Below are 26,508 nucleotides of genomic sequence, written 5' to 3' on the forward strand. Positions count from 1 at the left end.
TCGATGATTCCGATTCACCCGGCTGGCGCCAGCAAGATGCCTTCCGCGACCGCCGCTGAGACCGGTGACAAGGTCACCTCCGTCTTCCTGCAACCGGGCAAGATCAGCCTACCGGCCTCGCCCCCGTTGTCGTTATACGTGCACGTGCCTTGGTGCGTGCGCAAGTGCCCGTACTGCGATTTCAACTCGCATGCCGAGCCAGAACAGGGCATCCAGGAAGAACGTTTTCTCGCCGCCGTGCGGCAGGATCTGGAGGCCGCGCTGCCGATGGTGTGGGGGCGGCACGTGCACACGATCTTCATCGGTGGCGGCACGCCGAGCCTGTTGTCGGCGCGGGGGCTGGACCTCCTGCTGTCGGACATCCGCATGCTGCTGCCCGTGGATGCAGATGCCGAAATCACCATGGAAGCGAACCCCGGCACATTCGAGGCGGAGCGTTTCCGCAGCTATCGCGCCAGCGGCGTGAACCGCCTGTCGATCGGGATCCAGAGCTTCAACGATGCACATCTGCAGGCGCTGGGCCGCATCCACAGCGCCGCTGAAGCGCGCGCCGCCATCGATATCGCCCGCGCGCATTTCGACAACATCAACCTCGACCTGATGTTCGCCCTGCCCGGCCAGACACTCGCCGAATGCGAGGCCGATGTGGAGGCCGCTTTGTCGTTCGATACCAACCACGTGTCGCTGTACCACCTGACGCTGGAACCGAACACGTACTTCGCCAAGTACCCGCCCGCGCTGCCGGATGACGACGCAGCGTTTGCGATGCAGGATTGGATTCACGCCCGGCTGGCGGCGGCGGGTTACGAGCATTACGAGGTGTCCGCCTATGCCAAGGCAGGCAAGCGCTGCAAGCACAACCTGAACTACTGGCAATTCGGCGATTACCTCGGCATCGGGCCGGGCGCGCACGGCAAGCTGAGCTTTCCGCACCGGGTCATCCGCGAGATGCGGCACAAGCATCCGGATACATATCTGCGCCAGGCGGACGTGGCCGGCGGCGCGGCGCTCGTGCAAGAGCAGCGCGAGGTCGACGCAGCCGATCTGCCGTTCGAATTCATGCTCAATGCCCTGCGCCTGACAGACGGCTTCCCCGTCACGCTGTTCCAGGAACGCACAGGCCTGCCCTTACGCACGATTGAGCGGGAGCTCGATGCCGCCGAGCAGCGCGGGCTGCTCACGCGTGACCATGTGGCGATCCGCCCGACCGAGCTGGGACAGCGATTCCTCAACGATCTGCAGGAATTGTTCTTGGCCGACGACGAAAACTGAAGTTACCCCGTGCCAAGTTGCGCCGGGTGCCGTTACAATGGCGCCCTTGCTCGCAACGAGCAGCCCAGCAGCCCAGCAACAAAAAGGAAGCGTGGCCGAGTGGTTTAAGGCAGCAGTCTTGAAAACTGCCGATGGGGTGACCCATCCGTGAGTTCGAATCTCACCGCTTCCGCCAGTCCTTGTTCCAAGGCACGCCGGATTTCTCCAGCACTCCCCCGCCATCCCCAATAACGACGCCGTTCTGGGGCATTTCTTTTTTCTGCCTCCGGGCCAAGGGCAAGAAATGGCCGCGCGGCAACGGTTGCCAATCAACAGCAGCCACTCCAATCGACCGGCACCGCATAGTCGCCGATCAGCAAGCCATTGATATCCTCAACAGCGCATTCCCGTTAGTGCCGCGCCATTGGCCAAAGCGCATCGGGATCTTCCTCAAGCGCCTTGGCAATTGCGAGACGAACGCGCCTCGCTCCGTTGCCCGCGAGGGAAGAAGACAGCAATTGCGGAGTAACGCCGTCCAAGCCCAGCTTTTCCGAGAGTTCGCGCAAGGTTGCCTTGCCGAAACGCTCATTCAGCAGGCGCTTTACAAGAGGAGCGGCGCGGGGAAGTCCACGAGGATCGGGGATTGGCCCCGTTGCGAGGCCTCTTCTCTTGGGCTCTTCCAGCTCTATCAGCTCTATCGGCTCTATCGAGAAATCCACCGTTTGAGGCGGAAGATCCTCAGCCATTGACCGACCTAAATTTTCCAGAGCTTCGGCTACGTTTCGCCCCGTGCTGGAGCACATTGTGTCTGGCGCAACCAACACTGCAAAATAGCGCCCGCGTTCCTCGTACAGCCGGACCTTGCAAATCAAATCCATATTATTCGGGCACCCAACCACGACAGGCTGATTGATTATATTTTCTCGGATTAGCCTGACAGTCCCTGCTGCGCCTCGCTACCGAAGCCAAGAACGCAAGCGCCGCCCCAAGCCCATAGGGGCTTGGGGTGATCAAGCGCGTGAGACTCCTCCCCGCCCATCTTTTATGTTGTTTCGACCAATCATCGTATTGATGATGGCCTGTGCCTCAACGCTGAAGCAATATCGCCGGGCCGCCAACCCGAAAAGACCTGGGAGAATCCGCTCCCCCATGTCTACGAGTCAGATTTGGCCTGTGACGGCCAAGCGACTTGCTGTTTTTCCCCGTTACCCGCCCTGCGTCGATTCCATGGAACCGCACGGGCGCTGAATTTTTTATTCGGCACGATGCCGACACCACATATTGTCGAGAACGATAGCAGACGCTATTCTGACTGGCACCCTGCTAATTAGAGGGTAAAAACCTGCCAGCAAATGCCGTTCATGCCGGCTGCTTTCTCGTCCAGCAGGCTTGGATCGACATATTCCAGAGCGCGGGAAGTAACTGGCAGCGCTGTCATGATCACAGCCTTGTGCAACCGTTTGACGCTGCCTGCGATTCGTCCAAGGTTGATAATGCGCATCGGCGCCTGGCAATCGGTTTTTTGTATTGCAACCAAAAGCGGCAGACCATGGAAGTCCTCAAAGATGTGAATGCGATCGCTTTGGCCAATAGTCTTCCAGATGGCGTCTTTCTGGTCGACGAGCGTGGTCGAATCCGTCACGCCAATGCAGCGTGGGAAGACATCCTTGGTTATCGGCCATCGGAACTGGTCGGGCAATCCATGCTCGAGCTCGTAGCGCCGGACGACCGTGACAGAACGCAAAGGGAAGCCGGTCGCGTTCAGACCGGTGCAAAGCGCACTGGATTCGAAAATCGCTATCGGCACCAGCTTGGCACCGATGTCCACTTGTCATGGTCGGCACAGTGGAATGCGGAACATCGATTGCGCATCGGCGTGGCGCGTAACGTCACCGAAGCGAGGATGCTGGCGGAGCGCAGCCCCCTGGCGCAACTACAAGAGCGTCTGGCGCCTCACGAATCCCGGGTATTGCACCTGTTGCTGACTGAGGCCGCAGAAAAGCAGATTGCGGAACAACTCGGCCTTGCCATTTCAACCACGCACTCCTACATCACGAACGTTTATCGCAAATTCGGCGTGCGCGGCCGCGCTGGCCTGATGAGCCTGTGGCTCAAAGAGATGCAGAATCGCTGACACTACCGCCCTCCCCGTCGCCGTGCCTTGGTGAGGGAGCGCTCGCGCTCGCCGGTTTCCTGTATCGCCGGTACGCCAACCTTGCCTTGCGCCCGGCCACCCCGATTGGCGTCGGGGTTCGGGTACTTGGACCCGATACAGGAGCATCGAAATGCGCCACACCCTTGCTCGCCTAGAGGACACGCAATCTCCCCTCGGTAATCACAACGACGGGACTGAGCCACTTCAACAGCAACGTACCGATCTCGTGCGAGCGCTGGCAGCGGCCGAAGCGTCAGTAAGAACATTCCCCCGTCGGCGCATTGCAACAGGCCAAAGCGCGGGCACGGGTCACGCGCCTGCAGAACGAATTGAGACGCTTGAAAGCCACGCTCGGCATGGCCAGGCCACGTCAGAACGTGGGCGACTTCCTGATCGAGATGTTCCGCGAGCGCGTTTCCCGCAACGAATGGCAGTGCATCGTCGCCAAGGCGCGACGCCGCCACGATTCAAAAGCTGCGGAACGTCACATCGGACCGCTCGCTGCGGGGCCTGGAGCGCAAAGCTGATATAGTCGCGTCGGCTCCGATTTCTGAACCTTGCGATGTCTCTCGTATTTCGCCGAACCGCTCTCTCATTCGTTGCCGCAGCCTCGGTTGCAGGCGCCGGCTTCGTCCACGCGCAAGCCAGCGCGCCACAAGCGCCGGCAGTGTCCACGGCAGCGTCGGGCGGCACCGTTGCCGAGCTGCAGCAGTTGCTGGCGCAGAAACGCCTGACCGAGTTGCGCACAACCTACAACGGCGACTACGGCACCAGCCTCCTGCTCGTCAACGAAGACACCACTGCCTACGTCGCGCTGTCGTATCGCAAAGAATTGTGGCGCGTGTACAAGTTCGCTTCGGTAGCGCCGGCCGAGGGCGCATACGATACGCTGGCCCGCCAGACGCGCACCTGGGCCGAAGACGACTTGCGCCGTGCCGTGGTCGCCGGCCAGAAAGCCCAGCTTGAGCGTGAGGCCCAGGCCGCCGAGCAGCGAGCCGCATCGCTCGGTCAGGAAGTGCGCATCATGCAGACCCAGCGCCAGAAAATGCTGGCGGAGCAACAGACCATGCGCCAGGAAACCAAGGCGCTGGACATCGAACGCCGCGCCTATCAGGCGCAGGTCGACACCCTGCAGCAGCAGATTCGCCTGCTCGAAAAGCAGCTCAACGACCCGCACTGGTCGCCCGCGCCGTAATCCGTCTTTTTCGACTCGGTATTGGCCCTCGCGGCTGGGCGCCTCTGCGGCGTGCTGCCGGTGGCCCGGCGCGACAGGCTTCTCCACAAATTTTTGAGTTTGTCTGATCGACCGCCTCCCAACCGGCTCTTAGCATTGGAGCTGTTACCGCGGGCGGCCAGAGCGCCTTCCGCGGCCACCTGCGGAGACGGTCTTGGATTCCCTCAACTTCACCATCGACGGCCAGCTGGGCATACCGGGCTTCGTGCGCGTGCCGCCGCCGTTTGGCACGCCGCGTCCAGCCGTATGGACGCTCCGCGCCGCGCTCGCCCGCGTACAGGGCGATGAGCTGCCGGCCATGGCCGAAACCGAACGCCGGGCAGCGCGTGCGCAATGGCGCCAATGCCTGACGATCGTCGCTGTCGGAATGGCGTGCACAGCGGCTGCCGCGCTGATCGGCGCGTATACCGGCAAGCGCGTGCAACCCGCGCTCGACATTGCCCCGATGCAGCATGCGGCCAGCACCAACCCTGCTCCGGCTGGGGCCGATCCGGCCAAGATCGAGATCGAAAAAGCGCCTGAGGCACGGTCCGACATCATCGCGACAGCCGATGACGAGCAAAAAATCCGGATCGCGCCTGCTCTCATGAAATCGCCGGACAAACCCATGAAGCCGCGTACGCTTGCGCGCACAAGCGGCCGCACAGCGATGCCTGCTGTGCCTGCTCAACCGGCCACGACGATTTACGATAAACCGGTGCCTCTCGACGCCTATCGCGCAATGACTGACACGGCGCCAGTTGCCTCCAGCTACGTCGCGCCTGGCACCTCGGTGCATATCGAGCCGCTACGCCACACTCGCCTGACCGAAGAACCGACGGACTGATCGGCGCGCATTTCACCGCACCAACCAAGCGGGCGGCCGTTGCCTAGTGCAATTGGCCGCCCGTTTCGCGTACATCGTGCAGCGTACGCAAGGTCGTCTCGATAGCGATGCGCAGGCCGCTGACGATGGTGTCGTGCGCCATGCTCGGCTGCCCCGGATGCCGGGCCGCCTGCGACGGCAGATACGGAATATGGATGAAACCGCCACGCGTAGGCAGCTTGTGGCGAGCGATGGCGTGCATCAGCCCATAGAAGACGTGATTGCAGACGAACGTGCCCGCCGTCTGCGATACGGAAGCAGGCACCCCGGCGGTGCGCAATTCACGCACGATGGCCTTGATCGGCAGCGTTGAGAAATACGCCGCCGGCCCGTCGCTCGCAATCGCAATGTCGATGGGCTGCTTGCCGGCGTTGTCGGCAATGCGCGCGTCGTCCACATTGATGGCGATGCGCTCGATGGCCATCTCGGCACGGCCACCGGCCTGCCCCACGGCGATCACCACATCGGGCTGCAGCGTCTGCAGCAACTTGCCGAGCACCTTGTTGGATTCACCAAAGAGAGTCGGCAACTGGCGCGCGACGATCTCGGCGCCGGCGATTCCCTGGCCATCGAGCGTGCGCACGGCCTCCCAAGACGGATTGAGGGGCTCGTTCTCGAACGGATCGAAACCGGTGACGAGGACGGTAGGCATGATGTTCTCCTGCGACTTGCGTAAGACTAAAACGATGATAAACGTCCGTCGAACATCATGCCCAAGCGCGTTGCAGCCTTAGTTGGCCTTGCTGCGCTTGTTCTCGAAATTCAACAGGATGTCGACTTCCTCTGTGCCCGCCGTGTGCAGCCATTCGCGCGTCAGGCGCTCGCCCAGGCGGCGCATGTCACCTTGCAGGGTCACGTCGGGGTTGAGTACGCGCACGCCGGTCTTGGCGAGTTCGGCTTCGTCGCGCTCATAGGTCTGGCGGCTTGAATCCCACCCGCGCGTTTCATAATCCTTGGCAAGCTTGAGCACAGTCTGCTGAGTTGCCGGCGGCAGCTTGGCAAAGCGCGCCTCGTTGATGAACACGGCGTTCTTCGGGATCCATGCGTTGACCTTGTAGTAGTAGGCCATGCGCTGACCGGCCTTGGTTTCCAGGCCGGTGGACGGCGAGGTAACCATGGTGTCGATCTTCCCGCCGGCAATGGCGGCGCTCAGGTCAGCGGCTTCCACCTGCACGGCCTGCGCGCCGTACATCTCGGCGATGCGCTTTTGCGCGGCGTTGTACGTGCGCAAACGATGTCCTTTCAGGTCGGACAAACGGGCGATCGGCGTTTCGGAATACAGGTTCTGCGGCGGCCAGGGCACGGCATACAGCAAGCGCAGGCCGTTGGCCTTCATCAGCGCCTCGATGTGGCTGCGCGAGGCGTCCCACAGCAGGCGCGCGTCGTTATAGCCCGACACCACGAAGGGAATCGAATCCACACCAAAAAGCGGATCGCGCTGGGCCAGCGTCGAAAGCATCACTTCACCCGCTTCGGCCTTGCCGTCCTTGACGCCATCAAAAATGGCGGCCGGCTTGAGGAGCGTGCCGTTCGGGTAGACCTCGAGCTTGAGCCCACCGTTGGTGGCGGAGCTGACCGCGCTGGCGAAGGCCTGCAGGTTTTGCGTATGGAAATTGAGGGCCGGGTACGGCGTGGCCACCCGGAGCGTTTCGGCGCTGGCTTGCGCGACCGAGATCAGCGACAGGGCGCTGGCTGCGAGAACACAAAAAAAGCGGCGTCCCGACATGGAACGGCCGCTCGTCATCTGGCTGCTCATGAATCCCCCCGGAGAAGAGCACGATGCGAGAAAGGATGCACCGTCAAGCGACCGCGCAGCTTGATCTCGGCTCTGCGATGCTAGCCGCACCCGTGTATGGCTGCGCTTCTCGAACCGACCTCGACCCCGCTCGCTACGCTTTCCAGTGCATCCCCGTGCGGTGACATACGCTGGCAAGCGACCCGCCAGCGTGACTCACACCGCACGTCACGCATTAGACATGATTAGTGCAGCATCAGGAAGTACAGCAGCGCGATATTGGCTGCAAGCAACAGTAGCGCGGTCGGGACTTGCGCTTTGATCACAGCGTTCTTATCGGACAACTCCAGCAGCGCAGCCGGCACGATGTTGAAGTTGGCCGCCATCGGGGTCAGCAGCGTGCCGCAGTAGCCCGAGAACATGCCGATGGCCGCCATGACCGCCGGGTTGCCGTGGAATACGCCCACCAGGATCGGCACCCCCACCCCGCCTGTCATGACCGGGAAGGCCGCAAAGCCGTTGCCCATGATGACGGTGAACAGCGCCATGCCCACGCAATAGACGATCACCGCGACGAGGCGATAGTCCATGTTGATGTAAGCAGTGGTCAGGTGCGCCACGGCCTTGCCTACGCCCGCATCGGCGAAGACCAGGCCCAGCATGGCCAGCATCTGCGGCAGTACCAGTGCCCAGCCGAGCGATTCCGTCAGGCGACGCGATTCACGCATGGCTTGCACCGGCGTGTCGCGCATCAGCCAGCACGCCAGCGCGAGCGAGATGATGCAGCCCAGGCCCAGTGAGACGAAGGTCTGGTTCTTCGGATCGAGCAGCAGGTCACCCCCGATCTTGATGTCCTTCAGGAACACGCTGCCGATGACGGTGACCAGCGGAATGGTCAGCGCCGGGATAAACAGCCGATTGCTCAGGCGCTTGGCCGAAGCGCGGCGCTCTTCTGCCGGCAGTTCACCATGCTTGCCCAGCGTCACGCCGCCCGTGCCGGCCAGCAATGCCATCAGCACGGCACCGGCGCCCACCACGATCGGCGGGATCTTGTCGCCAATGAGGAAGATGGCGGCGAAGATCGCCCAGAACAGGCCCGTGGTCCAGCGACGCGGGTGATCCTTGTCGGCAAAGGTCATCAGCGCGGTGATCGTCAGGATGATCCCGGCCAGCCAGTACAGATAGTTGATCGACAGAATCATGGCTTACCCCTGCTTGGCCGTGACGGCGTTGTTGTTGCTTGCTGCGCCCATCTCTCGGGCGAGCCAGCCGTCCAGGCGCTTGAGGCGCACAGAGTGGATCAGGAACGCGCAGACCGCGGTCGGGATACCCCATACGGCAATGTGCAGCGGCTCCACGTCGATGCCCGAGCCGAGCAGGAACGTGTGCATCAGCGCGATGGCGCCGAACGCCACGAAGATGTCTTCGCCAAAGAACAGGCCGACGTTGTCGGTGGCAGCGCAAAAGGCCAGCAGGCGCTCGCGCACCGGCTCGGGCAGCTTGCCGAAGCGGTTCTCGGCGGCGCCTTCGGCCATCGGGGCCAGCAGCGGACGCACCATCTGCGGATGACCGCCGAGGCTCGTCAGACCGGCGGCCGCCGTCAGCTCGCGCACGCCGAGGTAGACGATCAGCAGACGGCCAACCGTGGCCGATTGAATGCGCGAGATCCAGTTCTGCGCGTGTTCACGCAGGCCATGGCGCTCGAGCAAGCCCACCACCGCCAGCGGCAGCAGGATGATCAGCGGCAACGTCCGCGTTTTGATGATGCCCGTCCCGATCGCCGTCAGGATTTGGTCGATGGACATCGATGCCGCAAAGCCGGTGGCGATGGCGGCCACAGCCACCACCAGCATCGGATTGAATCGCAGGATGAACCCCGCGATGATGACGACCACCCCGATCAGCGGCCATAGATTCACTGCCGTACCCATGTGGTGCTTCCCCCCAAGTTACGAACCCGCCCGTGCTCGTGCTGCGCGGCCCGGTCGTCGCCCTGCGATGCGCGCCGTATGCCTCTACGGCTGCACTTCTCAGGCCAACCCCGGACCACTCGCTACGGAGCCCGAACAGGTTCAAAAAAGGCCCCGTTGGAAGGACGGGGCCATCGTGGCTCAGGCGCCGGCGCGGACAGCGATGCCTTCGCTGCCAAGCCGTTCCCGAATACGTCGCGCGAACGCCAGCGCATGCGCGCCGTCGCCGTGCAGACAAACCGTTTCCGCGCGGATCGGAACCCACGTGCCATCGGTGGCCTTCACGCGCTGCTCGCGCACCATCGTCAGCGTTTGGTCCAAGGCGGCTTCCTCGCTGTCGATCAGGGCACCGGGGGTGCCGCGTTTGACGAGTGAACCGTCCGCGTTATACCCGCGATCGGCAAATACCTCTTCCTTGGCCTGCAGGCCCAACTCGCGTGCGGCCTTGACCAGCTCACCACCAGCCAGGCCAAACACCACCAGCGACGGATCGAAATCGCGGATGGCGCGCACGATGGCCGTGGCCAGTGGGCGGTCCCGCGAGGCCTGGTTGTACAGCGCGCCGTGCGCCTTCACGTGCGCCAGCTTGCCGCCCTGGGCACGCACGATGGCCGACAGCCCGCCAATCTGGAACAGCACGCCGGCGTAGACGTCTTCCGGCGGCAGGTGCATCTCGGTGCGGCCGAAGTTTTCGCGGTCGGGAAAGCTCGGATGCGCGCCGATCGACACGCCCTGGCGCAGCGCCCACGCGGTGGTCTGGCGCATCGTGCTGACGTCGCCGGCGTGCCAGCCGCAAGCGATATTGGCCGAACTCACCAACGCGAGCAGGGCTTCATCGGTATCGCAGCCTTCGCCGAGGTCGGCGTTCAGATCAATTGCAGTCATGGTGTTCTCTTCGGGTGCTCAGGCATTCAGTTGCACGTTCGGCCGCGTCTTTGCCATGCGCCGCGCGGTCGACAGAATGCCCTGGCGCTGCCAATCCAGCGCGGTTTCAATTTGCTGCAGATAGCGTGCCACGTCGGCACGGGCGGCCTCGGCCTCTTCCAGCGATACGCGCTCGAAGCGCACCCGCGTGCCCAGAGGAATCTGCGCCAGGCGCCATTGGTCGGCCAGAATGACGGAGCCGATCTTCGGGTAGCCGCCGGTGGTTTGCGCATCAGCCATCAACACAATCGGCTGCCCCGACGGCGGCACCTGGATCACGCCCGGCACCACGCCGTGCGAGAGCAGATCGCCGCTGCGCTGCTTCTTGCGCTTGAGTTCCGGCCCTTGCAAACGAAAGCCCATGCGGTTGCTGTTGGGCGTGAGCGTCCAGTCGGATGCCCAGAACGCGGCTTGCGCATCGGCGACGAAATCGTCGTATTCGGGGCCGGGCAGCACGCGCATGACGGGGGTGTCTGCCTGCGCGCGATCGAACGTCCAGCACGCGGCTTTCACGGCGACGGCATCGCCGCTGATGTCGGGGGCGTACGTTGTATCGGCAGGCAGCACGGGCAGCTTGTCGCCGTCCTTCAGCGGGCGCCCTTCGAAGCCGCCAAAGCCGGCTTTCAGATCCGTGCTGCGCGAGCCCATCATCTCTGGCACATCAATGCCGCCGGCCACGCACAAGTACGCTCGCACGCCGCCCTGCGCTACACGCAAGGTCAGTGTCTGGCCGCGCTGCACAGGGGTGGCGCGCCAGGCATGCACCGGCGCGCCGTCGAGCGTGGCGCGACAATCAGCGCCCGTCAGCGCGATCAAGCCGTTGGCCGTGAAGCGCAGGGTGGCGTTGCCCAGCGTGAACTCAATGCCCGCCGCATCGCTGCGATTGCCGACCAGGCGATTGCCCACGTACAGCGACAGCGGGTCGAGCGCGCCAGACGTGCACACACCAAAGCGGCGATAGCCGGTGCGGCCCAGGTCTTGCACCGACGCCAGCACGCCGGCCCGCACGATCTCGATCATGGGTTGGAGTTTGGTACTCATGCGCGCACCTTCGAGGCGACAAAGCGGATGCGGTCTCCGGGGGCCAGCAGCGTGGGGGGATTGCGCTGCGGCATGAAGAGCGGCGCGTCTGTGCGGCCCAGCAGTTGCCAGCCGCCTGGGGATGCAGCGGGGTAGATGCCGGTCTGCTCCCCGCCAATGCCGACTGAACCTGCCGGCACCGCCATGCGCGGCTCCGAGCGGCGCGGCGTGGCGAGCGATTTATCGAGCCCGCCCATATAGGCAAAGCCCGGCTGAAAGCCGAGGAAATAGACGATGTATTCGGGCGCGGTGTGGCGGCGTACGACTTCGGCCGTGCTCAGGCCGGTGTGCTTGGCGACATCGCGCAGGTCAGGGCCTTCGTCACCGCCGTAGGCAACTTCGATGTCGACGAGTTTGCCGTCGGCCACCAGGGCCTGGCTTTCTTCCCAGGCTTCGCGCAGTTGCGTGGTCAATCGCTGCGCATCGGCCAGCGGGCCGAACACGAGCGTGAGGTTGTTCATACCGGGCACCACGTCAATCACGCCCGCCCAGTTGGACGCGCGCGAGGCCATGGCCCAGATGCGCTGCTGGCAGTTCAGGGTGGCCGGCGGCGGCACTTCGCACAACAGCGCCAGTTCGCCCAGCCGGTGAATCGTGCACTGCAACTTAACCCCCGGTCTCGAAAAGCACGCGCATTGCGACGTGCGGATGAAAACGAAAGCGATACGTTAATAAAACGTCGATAAATTCTGTATAAGAAGTAACCCTTAGTCGCACTAGGTCTGGTCACATCCGAACGCACTCTGGCTGTCCTCATCATAGGCGCCGGACACGATCTACGTGACAGGCATGTTATGCCAAAGTCATATGAAAGGATGAAGGCGCCTCTAGAACAAGAGGCGTAGACAAATAGCGGGAATCGTGGGGAATCAGGTGCTGGGCTCTTCGCGCGTGATGCGCAAGCCCAGAACCAGCGCGGCGACGGCGCACACGGCCATCATGCCCAGCAGCGGCAACGCGGTCTGGCCAATGGCGGCAACCACCGTGCCGGTCACCATGCCGAGGCCGAATTGCATGGCGCCCATCAGCGCCGAACCTGTGCCCGCGCGGGCGCCCTGCCCCGCCATCGCCAGCGCCCCGGTGTTGGGCGAGATGCAGCCGATCGACGCGATATAGCAGAACAGCGCGGCGAGCACGAGCGGCAGCGGCGTAAAGCCAGCAGCGGCCGCCACCGCCGCCAGCACGCTGGTGATGGCCGGCACCCACAGCGCCCGCCGCAACACACGCGCGGGCGAATACTTGCGCACCAGCCGCACATTCACGCGTGAGGCCGCGATCATCCCCGCCGCATTGCTGCCGAACACCCAGGCATAGTGCGATGGCGTCAGCCCATACCCCTCGATCAGCACGAACGACGACACGGTGATGTACGCAAACATGCCCGACAGGAACACTGCGCCACACCACATATAAGCGGCGTAATGGTGATCGCGCAGCAGTTCCCAGTAGTCGCGCAGCACGTGACTGGCCGCCAATTTGCGCGCCTGCTCGGGTACCAGCGACTCACGCATCAGGTAGTGCACCGCCACGAGCGACAGCACACCGAACGCCGTCAGCAAGACGAAGATGACGCGCCACGTTGCAAACTGCAGCACCGCGCCGCCAATCATCGGCGCGAGGATGGGGGCTACGCCCATCACCAGCATCAGCGTCGAATACGCCTGCGCGGCGCCGGCCGCGTCCATGCGATCGCGCACGGCCGCGCGCGCGATGACCATGCCCGCACAGCCGCCAAACCCCTGCACGCCACGCAATACGGCCAGCATGGTGGCGTCCTTGGCGAAAGCACAGCCAATGGAAGCCGCCACGTACATCGCCAGGCCGATATAGAGCGGCGGCTTGCGGCCAAAGCGGTCACTGGCCGGGCCGTAGATCAACTGGCCGACCGCCAGGCTGATCAGGAACACGGTGAGCGTAAGCCCCGCCGCGGCCGACGACGTATTCAGATCGCGCGCGATGGTGGGCAAGCTCGGCAGGTACATATCGACCGACAGCGGGCCGATGGCCGTGAGCGCGCCAAGCAGCAGGAGCCAGCCGGGAATCAGGCCCGGCATGCGGGATCGTGCAGGAGCGGGAGCAGTCATGAGTGAGAAAACCAGACGCAGCAGCGGACGCAGCATCCGTGCCGAGGCAAACCGCGAACTGTAGCGCAAAGCGAAACGCCTCGCCTACGCACAGGTCAAGTGCATGTTGCGTCTGGCCTTGCCCACGCGCCCCATGCGGGGGCCGTGCGTGCCACCTGCATACCTCGGCATGACAAGTTGCCATCGGCAAATCGGCGTGCTTGGCCCGGCACGGGATTTGCACTCGGCCACCCCTCGTGCAAGGCAAGTGCACACCCGGCGAAATCGGCGTCCGCGGCGGTGCTGGACGATATAATTCAACGTTAATGTTCACCATCAACGCGCCGTGATGATTGCTGCGATGCGTCGGCGCGAACCTGCGTCGGCATCGCCTGTTGTGAAGTGTTGTCAACGCCCATAAGAGACCGCCTCCGCCACAGCCCTGCGCTCGCGGTGAGCGGCACGGAAACCACGAGCCAACTGTTGTGACACCACTCCCACCGCGCCTGTCTCTGACAGGCATGACCAAACGCTACCCGAGCGTGGTCGCCAACGACGGCGTGAGCCTTACCGTCGCGCCGGGCGAGATCCACGCCGTGCTGGGCGAAAACGGCGCCGGCAAATCGACGCTGATGAAGATCATCTTCGGGGCGGTGCAGCCCGACGCCGGCGAGATGCTGCTCGACGGCCAGCACGTCGAGATCGCCAACCCGCACCAGGCACGCGCGCTAGGCATCGCCATGGTGTTCCAGCACTTTTCGCTGTTCGACACGCTCACGGTGGCAGAGAACATCCTGCTCGGCCTGCCCTTCGGCACCGATCTGCGCGACGTTGCCGAACAGGTGCGCACCACCGGCGACAAGTACGGCCTGCCGCTGGAGCCGCATCGCCATGTGCATACGCTATCGGTGGGTGAGCGCCAGCGCGTTGAGATTGTGCGCGCGCTGCTCACCAAGCCGCGCCTGCTGATTCTCGACGAGCCAACCTCGGTGCTGACGCCGCAGGCCGTCGAGAAGCTCTTCGTGACGCTGCGCCAGCTCGCGGCCGAAGGCACCAGCATCCTCTACATCAGCCACAAGCTCGACGAGATCCAGGCGCTGTGCCACACCGCCACGGTGATGCGCATGGGCAAGGTCACGGGCGTGTGCGACCCGCGCCAGGAAACGGCATCGTCGCTGTCGCGCATGATGATCGGCGGTGAACCCCCACGCGAACTGCGCCCGCAGACCACGCCCGGCGAGGTGCGCATGGAAGTGGCCGGCCTGTCGCTGCCCAAGTCGCACGCCTTTGCGACGGAACTGCGCGACATCGCCCTGCAGTTGCGCAGCGGCGAGATCGTCGGCATGGCGGGCGTCTCGGGCAACGGGCAGCAGGAGCTGCTGGCTGCGCTCTCCGGCGAAGACACGCGCGCGTCTGCACACATGGTGAAGATCGACGGCGAGCCGGTGGCCAGGCTGGACCCGCGTGCGCGCCGCAAGCGCGGGCTGTCGTTCGTGCCGGAAGAACGCCTGGGGCGCGGTGCGGTACCGTCGCTGTCGCTGGCGGCCAATACGCTGCTTACGCACCAGCGAGCACCACAAGTGCGCGGCGGGCTCATCGACAAGAAGGCTGCCGCCAAGCTGGCGTCTTTGATCATCCAGCGCTTTGGGGTAAAGGCCGGTGGGCCGGATGCGCTGGCCAAGAGCCTGTCGGGCGGCAACCTGCAGAAATTCATCGTCGGCCGTGAAATCGAATGCGCGCCGCGCGTGCTCATCGTTGCACAACCCACTTGGGGCGTCGACGTGGGTGCGGCGGCGCAGATCCACAACGAAATCCTCGCGCTCAAAGCCGCGGGCTGCGCCATCCTCATCGTGTCGGAAGAACTCGACGAACTCTTTGCGCTGTGCGATCGCCTGCACGTGATCGCCAACGGGCGCCTCTCGCCCTCCACCCCCACGCACGCCACCGACCGCGAACAGATCGGCCTCTGGATGAGCGGCATGTGGGATCAGTCGAACGTGGAGGTGACCCATGGCTGACGTCATGCATGGCAGCCGCGTGGCGCTGCCCGTGTCTTTGGAGCTGCGCGCGATTCCGTCGCGCACCATGGCCTATGCCTCGCCGCTGATCGCACTCGTGCTGACGATGGTGTTCGGCTTGCTGCTGTTCGCGCTGCTGGGCAAAGATCCCATGGCCGGCCTGCGCGTGTTCCTGGTCGAGCCGCTTGCATCCAAGCGGGCGATTGGCGAGGTGCTGCTCAAGACCGTGCCGCTTGTGTTGTGCGCGCTGGGCTTGTCGGTGTGTTACCGCGCCAACGTGTGGAACATCGGCGCCGAAGGGCAGCTCATCGTTGGGGGCATCTTTGCGGCGGCCACGGTCATCTACTTTGATACGCCAACGCCCGCCATTTCGGGCGGCTTTGCACTGGTGCTCGCCGTCATCGCGGGGCTGGTCGGCGGGGCGTTGTGGGCGGCGATCACCGCCCTGCTGCGCGATCGCTTTCACGCCAACGAGATCCTCGTCTCGCTGATGCTCACGTACATTGCACAGTTGCTGCTGCTGTACATGGTCAACGGGCCGCTCAAGGACCCGAACGGCATGAACTTCCCGCAATCGATCGTGTTCGATAGCGCGTTCGTATTGCCCACGCTGGTGGCTGGCACGCGCCTGCACGTGGGTTTCCTGTTCATGCTGGTGATGACGGCAGCGATGACGCTGTTCGTGTTTCGCAGCTTTGCAGGCTATCGGCTGCAAGTGGGTGGGCTGGCGCCGCAGGCGGCGCGCTATGCGGGCTTCTCGTCACGGGCGGCGCTGTGGACGGCGCTGCTGGTGTCTGGCGGGTTGGCAGGCATTGCCGGTGCGTTTGAGGTGACGGGCCCGATCGGGCAGTTGCTGCCGTCCATCTCCCCCGGCTACGGCTTTGCCGCCATCGTGGTGGCCTTTGTCGGGCGCCTGAATCCGGTGGGCACCGTGCTGGGCGCGATCGTGATGTCGCTGTTCTATATCGGTGGTGAACTCGCACAATCGCGCCTGGGCCTGCCATCGGCCATTACCGGGGTGTTCCAGGGCATGCTGCTGTTCTTCCTGCTGGCCTGCGACACGCTCATCGACTACCGCCTGCGCTGGCGCGCGCATCACTGATCGGGCCGAGAGAAAAATAGAAACATGGAAAGTCTTGCTCCCCTGATCGCTGCGTCGATCAACGCCGGCACCCCGCTGCTGCTGGCCGCCCTGGGCCTGCTGATGAATGAACGCTCCGGCGTGCTCAACCTGGGCGCCGAAGGGATGATGCTGGTAGCTGCCGTGGCCGGCTTCATGGTCGGTTACCAAACGCAGATTCCGCTGCTGGGTTTTGCCGCCGGCGCGATTGCCGGCATGGTAATGGCCGCGCTGTTTGCGTGGCTGGCGCTGGTACTGGTGACGAATCAGGTTGCTACAGGCCTTGCGCTGTCGATCTTCGGCACCGGGCTGTCGGCCTTCATGGGCCAGCGCTTTGTTGGCATGTCGCTGCCGGCGCAGGCGCACGGCATTCCGGGGCTGCAGTCGATCCCGTTTATCGGCCCGGCGCTGTTTGCGCACCACTGGATGGTCTATTTCAGCCTGCTGCTGTGCGGCGCGATTGCGTGGTTCCTGTTCAAAACACGCGCGGGGCTGACGCTGCGCGCAATTGGTGAATCGCCGGAATCAGCACACGCGCTGGGCTATCCGGTGCGCACTATCCGCTTTGGCGCACTGCTGTTCGGGGGCGCCTGCTGCGGGCTGGCGGGTGCATATCTGTCGCTGGTATACACGCCGATGTGGGTCGAAAACATGGTCGCCGGCCGCGGCTGGATCGCGCTGGCGCTGACCACCTTTGCCACTTGGCGCCCGCTGCGCATCCTGCTCGGCGCGCTGCTGTTCGGCGGCGTGACGATCCTGCAATTCCACCTGCAGGGGATCGGCGTGTCGGTGCCGTCACAGATTCTGTCGATGCTGCCGTTTGCCGCAACGATCATCGTCTTGGTCATCATCTCGCGCAATCCGGACTGGATCCGCCTGAACATGCCCGCATCGCTCGGCAAGCCATTCCGCCCGGGGGCTGCCTAAACTGCGGCCTAAGCTGTCTGCATTCCTTTTTTCGCCTCAACACAGTCACGAGCCACACAACAGGAGAAATCGATGAACGTTACCCGCAGGATCACGCTGGCAGCGCTGGCCGCCGGCGCTGCCCTCACCCTCTGGGGTTGCGGCAAGTCCAACGACAACGCGCCAGGCAATGCCGCACCGGCAGCATCGTCGGCCCCCGCTGCGACCGCACCGGCGCCGGCCAACGAGCCGCTGAAGGTCGCCTTCGTCTACGTCGGCCCCGTGGGCGACGCGGGCTGGACCCACGCCCACGACGACGGCCGCAAGGAAGTCGAAGCCAAGTTCGGCGACAAGGTAAAGACCAGCTTCGTTGAGAGCGTGCCTGAAAGCGCCGCGGATGCCGAACGCGTGTTCCGCGACCTCGCCACGCAAGGCAACAAGGTCATCTTCGGCACCAGCTTCGGTTTTATGGAATCGATGCTCAAGGTCGCCAAGGAATTCCCGGACGTGAAGTTCGAGCACGCCACGGGCTTCAAAACCGCAGACAACCTCGGCCAGTACGACGTGCGCACCTATGAAGGCGCGTATCTGGCAGGCGTGGTGGCCGGCAAGATGAGCAAGTCGGGCAAGCTGGGCGTGGTGGGTTCGGTGCCCATTCCCGAGGTGATCCGCAATATCGACTCGTTCACGCTGGGCGCGCGCAGCGTCAACCCCAAGGCCACCACCCGCGTGGTGTGGGTCAACAAGTGGTTCGATCCGGGCAAGGAGCGTGAAGCCGCTACCACGCTCATCGGCCAAGGCGTTGACGTGCTGATGCAGAACACCGACTCCGCCGCCGTGGTGCAGACCGCGCAAGAGAAAGGCGTCTACGCACTGGGCTGGGATAGCGACATGACCAAGTTTGGCGAGAAAGCCCATCTGGCCGCCTCGATCAACAAGTGGGGCGTGTACTACACCAAAGTCATCGGTGACGTGCTTGAAAACAAGTGGAAGCCTGAGACCGTGTGGTGGGGCCTGAAGGAAGGCGCGATCGATCTGGGCGCGTACAACGCCGTGGTGCCGGAAGACGTGAAGGCACTGGTCGAGACCCGCAAGAAGGGCATCATCGACGGCTCGGCCCCGATCTGGAAGGGCCCGCTCAAGGACAACACTGGCAAGGAAGTCCTGAGCGCCGACAAGGTCGCCGACGACGGCTTCCTGCACGGCATCAAGTTCTACGTGGAAGGCGTGGAAGGCAAGATTCCGGGCTAAGTCCTATCCACTGCAGCAAAAAGCCGGCACCTCGCAAGAGGGCCGGCTTTTTTCATGGGCGATGGGCGCTCGAATCTTGAAACCCGGGCCGTTTCCCCAAGCTGATACGATGGTCCGCCGGTTGACCCACATCATGTGATGCCGGCTTTTCATCAAGGAGCCCGCAATGTTCGGACGACTCTTGCGCCTGTGGAGCGTGGTGCGCAACGACGTGCGCCTGCTGTGGTTTGCGCTGCGCCATCCCGGCGCGCCGTGGTGGCTCGCCCCGGCCGCGCTGTTGCTGGTGGGCTACGTGGTCTCGCCAATCGATCTGATTCCGGATGTCATTCCGGTGATCGGTTGGGTAGACGACATCGTGCTGGTACCGTTTGCGCTGCACATGCTGCTGCGCGCCCTGCCCGACCGCGTGCGTGAAGACGCGCGCTTTGCCGCCGCCCGGCGGCGGGTGTCGCCAACCGGGTCGAGCGGGCGATAACGTCCCTTCTTACGGCAAGAGGATCGTCGAACCGGTCGTCTTGCGCCCTTCCAGATCGCGGTGCGCTTGCGCCGCATCCGCCAGCGCATAACGCTGGTGAATCTCGATCTTCACCTTGCCGCTGGCCACCACGTCGAACAAGTCCGCCGCCATCGGCTCCAGCAGGTCGCGCCGCGCTGTGTAGGTCATGAGTGTCGGGCGTGTGAGCTTGAGCGAGCCCTTGCCACCCAGCACGCTGATATCGAACGGCGGCACAGGGCCTGACGCATTGCCGTAGCTGACCATCATGCCGCGCGGCGACAGGCAGTCCAGCGAACCGGTAAACGTATCCTTGCCGATACCGTCGTAGACCACCGGCACACCCTTGCCGCCGGTGATATCACGCACGCGCTCGGTAAAGTTCTCGCGCGTGTAGACGATGGTGTGATCGCAGCCGTGCGCGCGGGCGAGTTCCGCCTTGGCATCGCTGCCCACCGTGCCGATCACCGTCGCGCCGAGCGCCTTGAGCCACTGGCAGGCAATCAGGCCCACGCCGCCAGCCGCTGCGTGAAACAGCACCGTATCGCCCGGCTGCACGCGGTAACTGTCGCGGATGAGGTACTGCGCGGTCATACCCTGCAGCATCATGGCGGCGCCGGTTTCAAAGTCGATGGTGTCCGGCAGACGCACCAGGATGTCGGCGGGCATGGTGCGCGTTGCTGCGTAGGCGCCGGTCGGGCGGCCGGCGTAGGCCACGCGATCGCCAGGTTTGACGTGCGTTACGCCCTGGCCTACGGCTTCCACCACGCCGGAGGCTTCCATGCCGATGCCGGCCGGCAACGGCTGCGGATACAGCCCGGTGCGGAAGTACACGTCAATGTAGTTCAGGCCGATGGCGTGCTGCTTGACCGTGACTTCGCCAGGGCCGGGCGCGGGCACGTCAACATCGACGTACTGCATCACTTCCGGGCCGCCGGTTTCAAAGATGCGGATGGCTTTCGTTTGGGTCATGCGTGAATCTCCTTCGGGTCGGGCGCCACCCGTTGCAGGGCGGACATCACCAGATCGGCGGTTGCCAGGTTGGTAGCGCATGGAATGTTGTGGACATCGCAGGCGCGAACCAGCGCGTTGATATCAGGTTCGTGCGGCTGCGGCGTCATCGGGTCGCGCAAAAAAATGACAGCGTCGACGCGGCCTTCGGCAAGCTGCGCGCCAATCTGCAGGTCGCCGCCCCACGGGCCGGAGAGCATGCGTTGCACGGTCAGGCCGACCTCCTTCTCCAGCCGGCCGCCGGTGGTGCCGGTGGCCAGTAAATCGCACTGCGACAGGAATGCCTGGTGCGTTTGTGCAAAAGCGACCATGTCGTCTTTCTTGTGATCGTGCGCGATCAGGGCGACGCGGCGGCGCTTCGTTGCCGCGCTCTCGGGCGTGATGGTGGTCATGGTGGTTGGCTTAGAAAGTGCCAGGGAAAGCGCCGCCATCCAACAGGATGTTCTGCGCGTTGAGGTAACCGGCGTGCTGGCTGCACAGGAAGGCACACACGGCGCCAAACTCGGCTGGTTGACCGAAGCGTCGAGCCGGATGGCCCTGCCGCTTGCGGTCGAGATTCTCTTCTACGCTGATGCCAGACGCTTTGGCGCCCGCTTCCAGCGTCTTGGTCAGGCGGTCGGTCTCAAACTGGCCGGGCAGCAGGTTGTTGATGGTCACACCGTGCTTGGCGACTTCGCGTGCAAGGCCTGCCACGAAGCCGGTCAGGCCCGAGCGTGCGCCGTTGGACAAACCCAGCACATCGATCGGCGCCTTTACTGCACTGCTGGTGATGTTGACAATGCGGCCCCAGCGGCGCTCGATCATCTTGTCGACGGTCGCCTTGATGAGGTCGATGGGCGTGAGCATGTTGGCGTTGAGCGCGGCATTCCACGCGTCGCGGTCCCAGTCGCGGAAGTTGCCCGGCGGCGGGCCACCGGCGTTGTTGACGAGGATGTCGGGCGAGCCGCCCAGGCGTTCGCAGGCGAGCAGTGCTTCGGCACGGCCTTCCGGCGTGGTGATGTCGGTGGCGACAGCCTCGACGCGCACACCGTACGCCGCGCGGATGCGCTCGGCTGCGGCCGACAGTGCTTCAGCACCGCGCGCAACGATCACCACATCCACGCCTTCGGCCGCCAGCGCGTTGGCGCATGCGAAACCCAGCCCTTTGCTCGCACCGCACACCAGCGCGCGCTTGCCCTTCAAGCCCAGATCCATCCTGGCTCCTTGTTTTATTTGGATTGACCATGACGCCGCGACAGCAGCGCCATGCCGGCCAGCACCAGTGCACTGCCGGCAACCTGCCACAGCGTGATCGGCTCGCCGAGCAGCCACCAGCCAAGCAGCAGCGTCGACACCGGCCCGATCATCCCCGCCTGCGACGCAACCGGCGCGCCCACCCGGGCGACCGCCATCATCGTCATCGTGACGGGCGCCACCGTGCAGAACACCGAGTTGATGGCCGACAGCCCATACACCTGCCACGGCAACATCAGTGCAGACAACGGCCGCAGCACCAGAAATTGAATGATGCAGGCCACCGTTGACACGCACATGGCATAGGCCACGAGCCGCATCGAACCCACACGCTTCACCAGCTCGCCGCTGGCCAGCAGATAGATACCGTAGCTGATGGCGCTGGCAAGTACCAACCCGCCGCCCAACCACACGTTGTTGCCGCTCAGGCTCAGGTCATGCGCAAACACAAGCACGATGCCGGCATACGCCAATGCCAGCGACACCCACTGCAAGCCGGTGATGCGCCGCTTGAACACCGTCGACGTGATCAACAGTACGAACGATGGCGTGAGAAACAAAATAAGCCGCTCCAACCCCGCCGTGATGTATTGCAGGCCGAGAAAATCCAGGAAGCTGGAGAGGTAATAACCGATGATGCCGAGCCCGACGATGCGCCAGCGGTCTGATGGCGTCAGCGGCACCGCACGGCGCGATTGCCACCAGCCCATCGCCATGAACAGCGGCGCGGCCAGCAGCATCCGCAACGTGATCACCATCACGGCATCAATCTGGTAGCGGTACATCAGCTTGGCGACGATGGCCTTGGCCGAAAACAGCACCGCGCCCACGGAGGCGAGCAGCAAGCCACCAGTGTCGGGGTGGCGCATGGAGGTGGAGGACGCAGAAGATGCGGTGGTCACAGCAGAACGCGAGCAGGCGGAGGGCATATGAGAAAGCGCCGTCGATTGTATTGGAATTCAACAAAACGTTCCGACGACGGGTGCGCTGCACGTGGCATGGGTTTCGCTTGGGCGCAAGCATGGCCGCCGTACAATCGCGCCTGCATTCCGAATATCTAGAACGACAACGGATTCCACATCGACATGAGCCAAACCACCTCCCCCGCCTACTCCGACGGCGTCGGCAACGTGCCCGACCCGACCCTCTGGAACGAAGACCTCAACCCCACCCCGCCCGCTGCCCGCACCTGGACAGCAGCCAACTACGCCGCGCTGTGGGTATCGATGGTCGTGTCGGTGCCGGCATACATGCTGGCGTCGGGCTTGATGAGCGAAGGCATGAACTGGTGGCAGGCCGTGCTGACGGTGTTCCTGGGCAACCTCATCGTGCTTGTGCCGATGGTGTTGGTAGGCCACGCGGGCACCAAATACGGCATCCCTTTCCCGGTGTTGGTGCGGGCATCGTTTGGTGTGCGCGGCGCGCAGTTGCCGGCCATCCTGCGGGCCATCGTGGCATGCGGCTGGTTTGGTATCCAGACGTGGCTGGGCAGCCAGGCCATCTACACGATCCTGAATGTCGTCACCGACAACATGCTGGTGGGCAGCAACATTCCGGGGCTGGGCATCAACCCGGGGCAAGCGTTCTGTTTCCTGCTGTTCTGGGCGCTGCACATCTGGCTGATTACCAAGGGGCTGGAATCGATCAAGCGCTTTCAAGCGCTGGCTACGCCGCTGCTGGTCCTGGCCGCGCTTGGCCTGGTCTGGTGGGCATATGTGAATGCGGGCGGGTTCGGCCCGATGCTGTCGGCACCGTCGGCATTTGCCGCGGGCGGCAAGCGCGCCGGCGAGTTCTGGGGCTTCTTCTGGCCGTCGCTCACGGCCATGGTCGGCTACTGGGCCACGCTGGCGCTGAACATTCCCGACTTCACCCGCTTCGCGCGCAGCCAGCGCGATCAGCTCGTCGGTCAGGCCATCGGCTTGCCGCTGCCGATGGGGCTGCTGGCGCTGGTGGCCGTGCTCGTCACCTCGTCCACGGTGGTCATTTACGGCCAGGCCATCTGGGACCCGGTTACGCTGGCCGGCAAGATGACGGGGCCCTCGGTCATCGTCGCGCTGCTGGCCCTGATTACCGCCACGCTGATGACGAACATCGCCGCCAACGTGGTGTCGCCGGCGTATGACTTCTCAAACCTCGCACCGCACCGCATCTCGTTTCGCATCGGTGGCTACATCACCGCAGGCATCGGTCTGGCGATGATGCCGTGGAAGATCCTGGAGACCACCAAGGGCTACATCTTCACGTGGCTGGTCGGCTACGGTGCGCTGTTGGGCCCGGTGGCCGGCATCATGATGGTCGACTACTTCCTGGTGCGCCGCACGGTGCTCAAGACCGGCGAGCTGTTCCGTGTGGACGGCCCCTACGGCTACGGCAATGGCTGGAACGGCCGCGCCATCGTCGCGCTCATCATCGGTGTGCTGCCGAACCTGCCGGGCTTCTTTAAGCAGGCCGGTTTCGTGGCCAGCGTGCCGGGCGTGTTCGAGGCGCTGTACACGTATGCGTGGTTCGTGGGGCTGGCGATTTCGGCCATCGTCTACATCATCCTGATGCGCGGCCGCCGCTAGAAAGGCGCCGCAAAGCTGCTGCGCAGCCCGAGTCTGGCCCTGCGATGCTCGCCGTAGACGTATACGGCTGTGCTTCTCGGACCAGCCTCGAACTGCTCGCTACGGTTTTCAGCACCTTCCTGAGCACGCATTCCGGAACCCCCTCCGGGGGCGCCGTACAATGCGCTCCATTACCGCGTTCCTCCTCGCCATGAAACAAGATCCGCGCTTTCCGAACCTGTTCATCCTCAATCACCCGCTGATCCAGCACAAGCTCACGCACATGCGCGACAAAGACACGTCCACGCGCACGTTCCGCGAGCTGCTGCGCGAGATCACGCTGCTCATGGGCTACGAGATCACGCGCAACCTGCCGCTCACCACCCGCCACATCGACACGCCGATGGGCCCGATGGACGCGCCCGTCATTGCCGGCCGCAAGCTGGCCGTGGTGCCGGTGCTGCGTGCGGGCGTGGGCATGAGCGATGGGCTGGTGGAGCTGATCCCGTCAGCGCGCATCGGCCACATCGGCGTGTACCGCGACGAGCACCATCGCCCGGTCGAATACCTCGTGCGTCTGCCTGATCTGGAAGACCGTACCTTCATCCTGTGCGATCCGATGGTCGCCACGGGTTACTCAGCCGTGCACGCGGTCGACGTGATGAAGAAGCGTGGCGTGCCGGATGAGAACATCCTCTTCCTGGCCCTCGTGGCCGCGCCGGAAGGCGTGGAGGTGTTCCAGCAGGCGCATCCGGGCGTGAAGCTGTTCGTGGCGTCGCTCGATTCACACTTGGATGAGAACGCCTACATCATCCCCGGCCTGGGCGATGCCGGCGACCGCCTGTTTGGCACGAAAAACTGATCGCGCGCCTCTGTGCGCAAACAAAAACAGCCGGCATTGCCGGCTGTTGTCTTTGGTGCGCTGGAAACGCTCAGCGCCTTTTGCCACCACCCAGGATACTGCCCAGCACGCCACGCACAATCTCGCGCCCAACCGTCGAGCCGATGGTGCGCATAGTCGACTTGGCCAGCGTTTCAACAATCGAATCGCCGCGGCCAGTGCGGCCAGTGCCCTTGGTCAGGATCGAGCCAACCTCGCCGAGCCAGCCGCCCTCTTGTGCAGGCACCTGAGCAGGTGCCGGTGCAGGCGCTGCCCCCGGTGACGCGCCAAAATCCGTGCCGATGGAACCCGGTGCCGGCGCGGCCGCCGCACCACCACCCGCGACACGTCCGGTCAAAATTTCGTAGGCCGATTCACGGTCAATTGCCGTGTCGTAGCGACCAGCCACCAGCGAATTCGAAATAAGCGCACGACGCTCATCGTCCGAGATCGGCCCGATGCGCGACGCCGGCGGCACGACAAACGCACGCTGCGTAATTTCCGGGCGGCCACTCTCATCCAGCATAGAGATCAACGCCTCGCCCACGGCCAACTCGCCGATGGCCGCTTCGATGCTGAATTCCGGGTTCGCGCGCATCGTGGTGGCAGCGGCCTTCACAGCCTTCTGGTCACGCGGCGTAAAGGCCCGCAGCGCGTGCTGCACACGATTGCCAAGCTGACCGAGCACGGTGTCGGGCACGTCGGACGGGTTCTGCGTCACGAAGTACACGCCCACGCCCTTCGAACGGATCAGTCGCACCACCTGCTCCACCTTCTGAAGCAGCGACGGCGGCGCGTCGTTGAACAGCAGGTGCGCCTCGTCAAAGAAGAACGCCAGCTTGGGCTTGTCGAGGTCGCCCACTTCCGGCAGGTGCTCGAACAGCTCGGAGAGCATCCACAGCAGGAACGTCGCGTACAGCTTGGGCGCATTGAGCAGCTTGTCAGCCGCCAGGATGTTGATCACGCCCTGGCCACGCACGGTCTGCATCAGGTCGTTGACGTCGAGCATCGGCTCGCCGAAGAACTGGTCGGCGCCCTGCTCTTCCAGCGCAATCAGGTTGCGCTGGATGGCCCCAATGCTGGCCGACGAGATATTGCCGTACTTGTTCGTGTAGTCCGACGCGTGCTCACCCACATGCTGCAGCATCGCGCGCAGGTCCTTCATGTCGAGCAGCGCGAGGCCGGCGTCATCCGCAATCTTGAAGACCAGGTTCAGCACGCCGGTCTGGATATCGTTCAGCTCCAGCATGCGAGACAGCATCAGCGGGCCCATGTCGGACACGGTGGCACGCACGGGGTGGCCGCGCTCGCCGTACACATCCCACAGGGTGACGGGGCAGCCGGCCCATTGCGGCTCTTCCAGACCACGTTCCTGCAGGCGGGTCTTGAGTTTGTCGTTCGACTGACCGGGTTGCGAGATGCCGGTCAGGTCACCTTTGACGTCAGCCAGGAAGACCGGCACGCCGATCTTCGACAGGCCTTGCGCAATCGTCTGCAGGGTGACGGTCTTGCCGGTGCCGGTGGCACCGGTGATCAGGCCATGCCGGTTGGCGAGCTGGGGCAGCAGCACCAGTTCGGCTTTGGCGTTCTTGGCAATCAGGATGGGATCGGTCATGAGGTTCTGACGAGGATCAATCGGGGGGATGGCACACCCGCGGCTCGACCGGATGGACGGGGCGGCGGACGTGCCCAGCATGCTAAAATCTGCGACCGATTATAGAGCGTGCAGGTGGCGTCAGACCGCCATCTGGGCGCCAGATTCCACCGCATTTCGCT

General features: G+C 64.0%; 27 protein-coding genes, 1 tRNA gene and 1 pseudogene. 14 read left to right on the top strand and 15 right to left on the bottom strand.

Annotation, left to right across the window (positions count from 1 at the left end; translation table 11 throughout):
- Positions 1-3 precede the first annotated feature (3 nt).
- Positions 4-1,272 (top strand): radical SAM family heme chaperone HemW, encoded by a 1,269-nt coding sequence (gene hemW / locus PSUB009319_RS05210; RefSeq protein WP_124381182.1) that lies wholly within the window; start codon positions 4-6, stop codon positions 1,270-1,272.
- Between the two features lie 85 nt (positions 1,273-1,357).
- A tRNA-Ser gene (locus PSUB009319_RS05215) sits at positions 1,358-1,447 on the top strand.
- A 214-nt stretch (positions 1,448-1,661) separates the two neighbouring features.
- Here the strand turns inward: PSUB009319_RS05215 and PSUB009319_RS05220 are convergent.
- Both PSUB009319_RS05220 and PSUB009319_RS22865 read right to left on the bottom strand, forming a co-directional pair.
- Entirely contained in the window at positions 1,662-1,997 is a 336-nt protein-coding gene (locus PSUB009319_RS05220; RefSeq protein WP_124381183.1) for a hypothetical protein, read from the bottom strand.
- 581 nt (positions 1,998-2,578) lie between these two features.
- Entirely contained in the window at positions 2,579-2,752 is a 174-nt protein-coding gene (locus PSUB009319_RS22865; protein WP_185453417.1) for a hypothetical protein, read from the bottom strand.
- Between the two features lie 48 nt (positions 2,753-2,800).
- Between PSUB009319_RS22865 and PSUB009319_RS23140 the strand changes: the two are divergent.
- From PSUB009319_RS23140 to PSUB009319_RS05240, 5 genes and pseudogenes are all read left to right on the top strand, one after another.
- Positions 2,801-3,109: pseudogene (locus tag PSUB009319_RS23140) on the top strand (PAS domain-containing protein); the annotation flags it as partial.
- Between the two features lie 6 nt (positions 3,110-3,115).
- Positions 3,116-3,385, top strand: coding sequence for a LuxR C-terminal-related transcriptional regulator (locus PSUB009319_RS23145; protein WP_260392891.1), 270 nt, complete (start codon positions 3,116-3,118; stop codon positions 3,383-3,385).
- A 359-nt stretch (positions 3,386-3,744) separates the two neighbouring features.
- Positions 3,745-3,933, top strand: a complete 189-nt coding sequence (locus tag PSUB009319_RS23150) for a hypothetical protein (protein ID WP_260392883.1) — start codon at positions 3,745-3,747, stop codon at positions 3,931-3,933.
- Between the two features lie 35 nt (positions 3,934-3,968).
- Positions 3,969-4,601, top strand: a complete 633-nt coding sequence (locus tag PSUB009319_RS05235; RefSeq protein WP_124381185.1) for a DUF2968 domain-containing protein — start codon at positions 3,969-3,971, stop codon at positions 4,599-4,601.
- A gap of 193 nt (positions 4,602-4,794) precedes the next feature.
- Entirely contained in the window at positions 4,795-5,466 is a 672-nt protein-coding gene (locus tag PSUB009319_RS05240; RefSeq protein WP_124381186.1) for a hypothetical protein, read from the top strand.
- 43 nt (positions 5,467-5,509) lie between these two features.
- Here PSUB009319_RS05240 and pcp read toward each other — a convergent pair whose 3' ends face one another.
- The 8 genes from pcp to PSUB009319_RS05280 all read right to left on the bottom strand — a co-directional run bounded on the left by pcp (position 5,510) and on the right by PSUB009319_RS05280 (position 13,298).
- The gene (gene pcp / locus PSUB009319_RS05245; RefSeq protein WP_124381187.1) at positions 5,510-6,157 is read right to left on the bottom strand and encodes a pyroglutamyl-peptidase I; all 648 of its coding nucleotides are present in this window, start codon (positions 6,155-6,157) and stop codon (positions 5,510-5,512) included.
- Positions 6,158-6,235: 78 nt separating this feature from the next.
- The gene (locus PSUB009319_RS05250; RefSeq protein WP_124381188.1) at positions 6,236-7,261 is read right to left on the bottom strand and encodes a TRAP transporter substrate-binding protein; all 1,026 of its coding nucleotides are present in this window, start codon (positions 7,259-7,261) and stop codon (positions 6,236-6,238) included.
- A 224-nt stretch (positions 7,262-7,485) separates the two neighbouring features.
- Positions 7,486-8,442 (bottom strand): DUF979 domain-containing protein, encoded by a 957-nt coding sequence (locus PSUB009319_RS05255; protein WP_124381189.1) that lies wholly within the window; start codon positions 8,440-8,442, stop codon positions 7,486-7,488.
- A gap of 3 nt (positions 8,443-8,445) precedes the next feature.
- Positions 8,446-9,171 carry a DUF969 domain-containing protein gene (locus tag PSUB009319_RS05260; RefSeq protein WP_124381190.1) on the bottom strand — a complete coding sequence of 242 codons (726 nt, stop codon included), beginning with the start codon at positions 9,169-9,171 and terminating at the stop codon, positions 8,446-8,448.
- A gap of 180 nt (positions 9,172-9,351) precedes the next feature.
- Complete coding sequence (gene pxpA / locus PSUB009319_RS05265) at positions 9,352-10,095, bottom strand: 5-oxoprolinase subunit PxpA (protein WP_124381191.1); 744 nt, start codon at positions 10,093-10,095, stop codon at positions 9,352-9,354.
- Between the two features lie 18 nt (positions 10,096-10,113).
- Positions 10,114-11,175: a biotin-dependent carboxyltransferase family protein gene (locus PSUB009319_RS05270; RefSeq protein WP_124381192.1), complete on the bottom strand. Its 1,062-nt coding sequence runs from the start codon at positions 11,173-11,175 to the stop codon at positions 10,114-10,116.
- Positions 11,172-11,819, bottom strand: a complete 648-nt coding sequence (gene pxpB / locus PSUB009319_RS05275; RefSeq protein ID WP_124381193.1) for a 5-oxoprolinase subunit PxpB — start codon at positions 11,817-11,819, stop codon at positions 11,172-11,174. Before pxpB ends, PSUB009319_RS05270 begins: the two co-directional genes overlap by 4 nt.
- Before the next feature lie 264 nt (positions 11,820-12,083).
- Positions 12,084-13,298 carry a multidrug effflux MFS transporter gene (locus PSUB009319_RS05280; RefSeq protein ID WP_185453418.1) on the bottom strand — a complete coding sequence of 405 codons (1,215 nt, stop codon included), beginning with the start codon at positions 13,296-13,298 and terminating at the stop codon, positions 12,084-12,086.
- A 500-nt stretch (positions 13,299-13,798) separates the two neighbouring features.
- Between PSUB009319_RS05280 and PSUB009319_RS05285 the strand changes: the two genes are divergently transcribed.
- The 5 genes from PSUB009319_RS05285 to PSUB009319_RS05305 all read left to right on the top strand — a co-directional run bounded on the left by PSUB009319_RS05285 (position 13,799) and on the right by PSUB009319_RS05305 (position 19,047).
- A complete protein-coding gene (locus tag PSUB009319_RS05285; RefSeq protein ID WP_124381195.1) occupies positions 13,799-15,295 on the top strand; it encodes an ABC transporter ATP-binding protein in 1,497 nt (498 codons plus the stop codon).
- Positions 15,288-16,397, top strand: coding sequence for an ABC transporter permease (locus PSUB009319_RS05290; RefSeq protein ID WP_124381196.1), 1,110 nt, complete (start codon positions 15,288-15,290; stop codon positions 16,395-16,397). The genes PSUB009319_RS05285 and PSUB009319_RS05290 overlap by 8 nt, the downstream gene beginning before the upstream one ends.
- Before the next feature lie 24 nt (positions 16,398-16,421).
- Positions 16,422-17,342: an ABC transporter permease gene (locus tag PSUB009319_RS05295; protein ID WP_124381197.1), complete on the top strand. Its 921-nt coding sequence runs from the start codon at positions 16,422-16,424 to the stop codon at positions 17,340-17,342.
- A 72-nt stretch (positions 17,343-17,414) separates the two neighbouring features.
- Positions 17,415-18,572 (top strand): BMP family ABC transporter substrate-binding protein, encoded by a 1,158-nt coding sequence (locus PSUB009319_RS05300; protein WP_124381198.1) that lies wholly within the window; start codon positions 17,415-17,417, stop codon positions 18,570-18,572.
- 166 nt (positions 18,573-18,738) lie between these two features.
- Positions 18,739-19,047, top strand: coding sequence for a YkvA family protein (locus PSUB009319_RS05305; RefSeq protein WP_124381199.1), 309 nt, complete (start codon positions 18,739-18,741; stop codon positions 19,045-19,047).
- 9 nt (positions 19,048-19,056) lie between these two features.
- Here the strand turns inward: PSUB009319_RS05305 and PSUB009319_RS05310 are convergent, their stop codons facing one another.
- From PSUB009319_RS05310 to PSUB009319_RS05325, 4 genes are read right to left on the bottom strand one after another with little or no spacing between them, the layout of a single operon-like run.
- A complete protein-coding gene (locus tag PSUB009319_RS05310) occupies positions 19,057-20,037 on the bottom strand; it encodes a quinone oxidoreductase (protein WP_124381200.1) in 981 nt (326 codons plus the stop codon).
- Positions 20,034-20,468, bottom strand: coding sequence for a methylglyoxal synthase (locus tag PSUB009319_RS05315; RefSeq protein WP_124381201.1), 435 nt, complete (start codon positions 20,466-20,468; stop codon positions 20,034-20,036). Before PSUB009319_RS05315 ends, PSUB009319_RS05310 begins: the two co-directional genes overlap by 4 nt.
- A 10-nt stretch (positions 20,469-20,478) precedes the next feature.
- Positions 20,479-21,270: an SDR family oxidoreductase gene (locus tag PSUB009319_RS05320; RefSeq protein WP_124381202.1), complete on the bottom strand. Its 792-nt coding sequence runs from the start codon at positions 21,268-21,270 to the stop codon at positions 20,479-20,481.
- A gap of 14 nt (positions 21,271-21,284) precedes the next feature.
- Positions 21,285-22,211 carry a DMT family transporter gene (locus PSUB009319_RS05325; protein WP_124381203.1) on the bottom strand — a complete coding sequence of 309 codons (927 nt, stop codon included), beginning with the start codon at positions 22,209-22,211 and terminating at the stop codon, positions 21,285-21,287.
- 183 nt (positions 22,212-22,394) lie between these two features.
- On the opposite strand from PSUB009319_RS05325, the gene PSUB009319_RS05330 reads away from it, so the two are divergent.
- Both PSUB009319_RS05330 and upp read left to right on the top strand, forming a co-directional pair.
- The gene (locus tag PSUB009319_RS05330; RefSeq protein ID WP_124381204.1) at positions 22,395-23,873 is read left to right on the top strand and encodes an NCS1 family nucleobase:cation symporter-1; all 1,479 of its coding nucleotides are present in this window, start codon (positions 22,395-22,397) and stop codon (positions 23,871-23,873) included.
- A 190-nt stretch (positions 23,874-24,063) separates the two neighbouring features.
- On the top strand, positions 24,064-24,714 hold the full coding sequence (upp, locus tag PSUB009319_RS05335) for a uracil phosphoribosyltransferase (protein WP_124381205.1): 651 nt from the start codon (positions 24,064-24,066) through the stop codon (positions 24,712-24,714).
- Between the two features lie 70 nt (positions 24,715-24,784).
- On the opposite strand, the gene PSUB009319_RS05340 is transcribed toward upp, so the two are convergent.
- Positions 24,785-26,347 (bottom strand): helicase HerA-like C-terminal domain-containing protein, encoded by a 1,563-nt coding sequence (locus PSUB009319_RS05340; protein WP_124381206.1) that lies wholly within the window; start codon positions 26,345-26,347, stop codon positions 24,785-24,787.
- Positions 26,348-26,508: the final 161 nt, after the last annotated feature.

It is taken from the genome of Ralstonia sp. SET104 (genome assembly GCF_003851545.1).
In the GTDB taxonomy this organism is placed as follows: Bacteria; Pseudomonadota; Gammaproteobacteria; order Burkholderiales; family Burkholderiaceae; genus Ralstonia.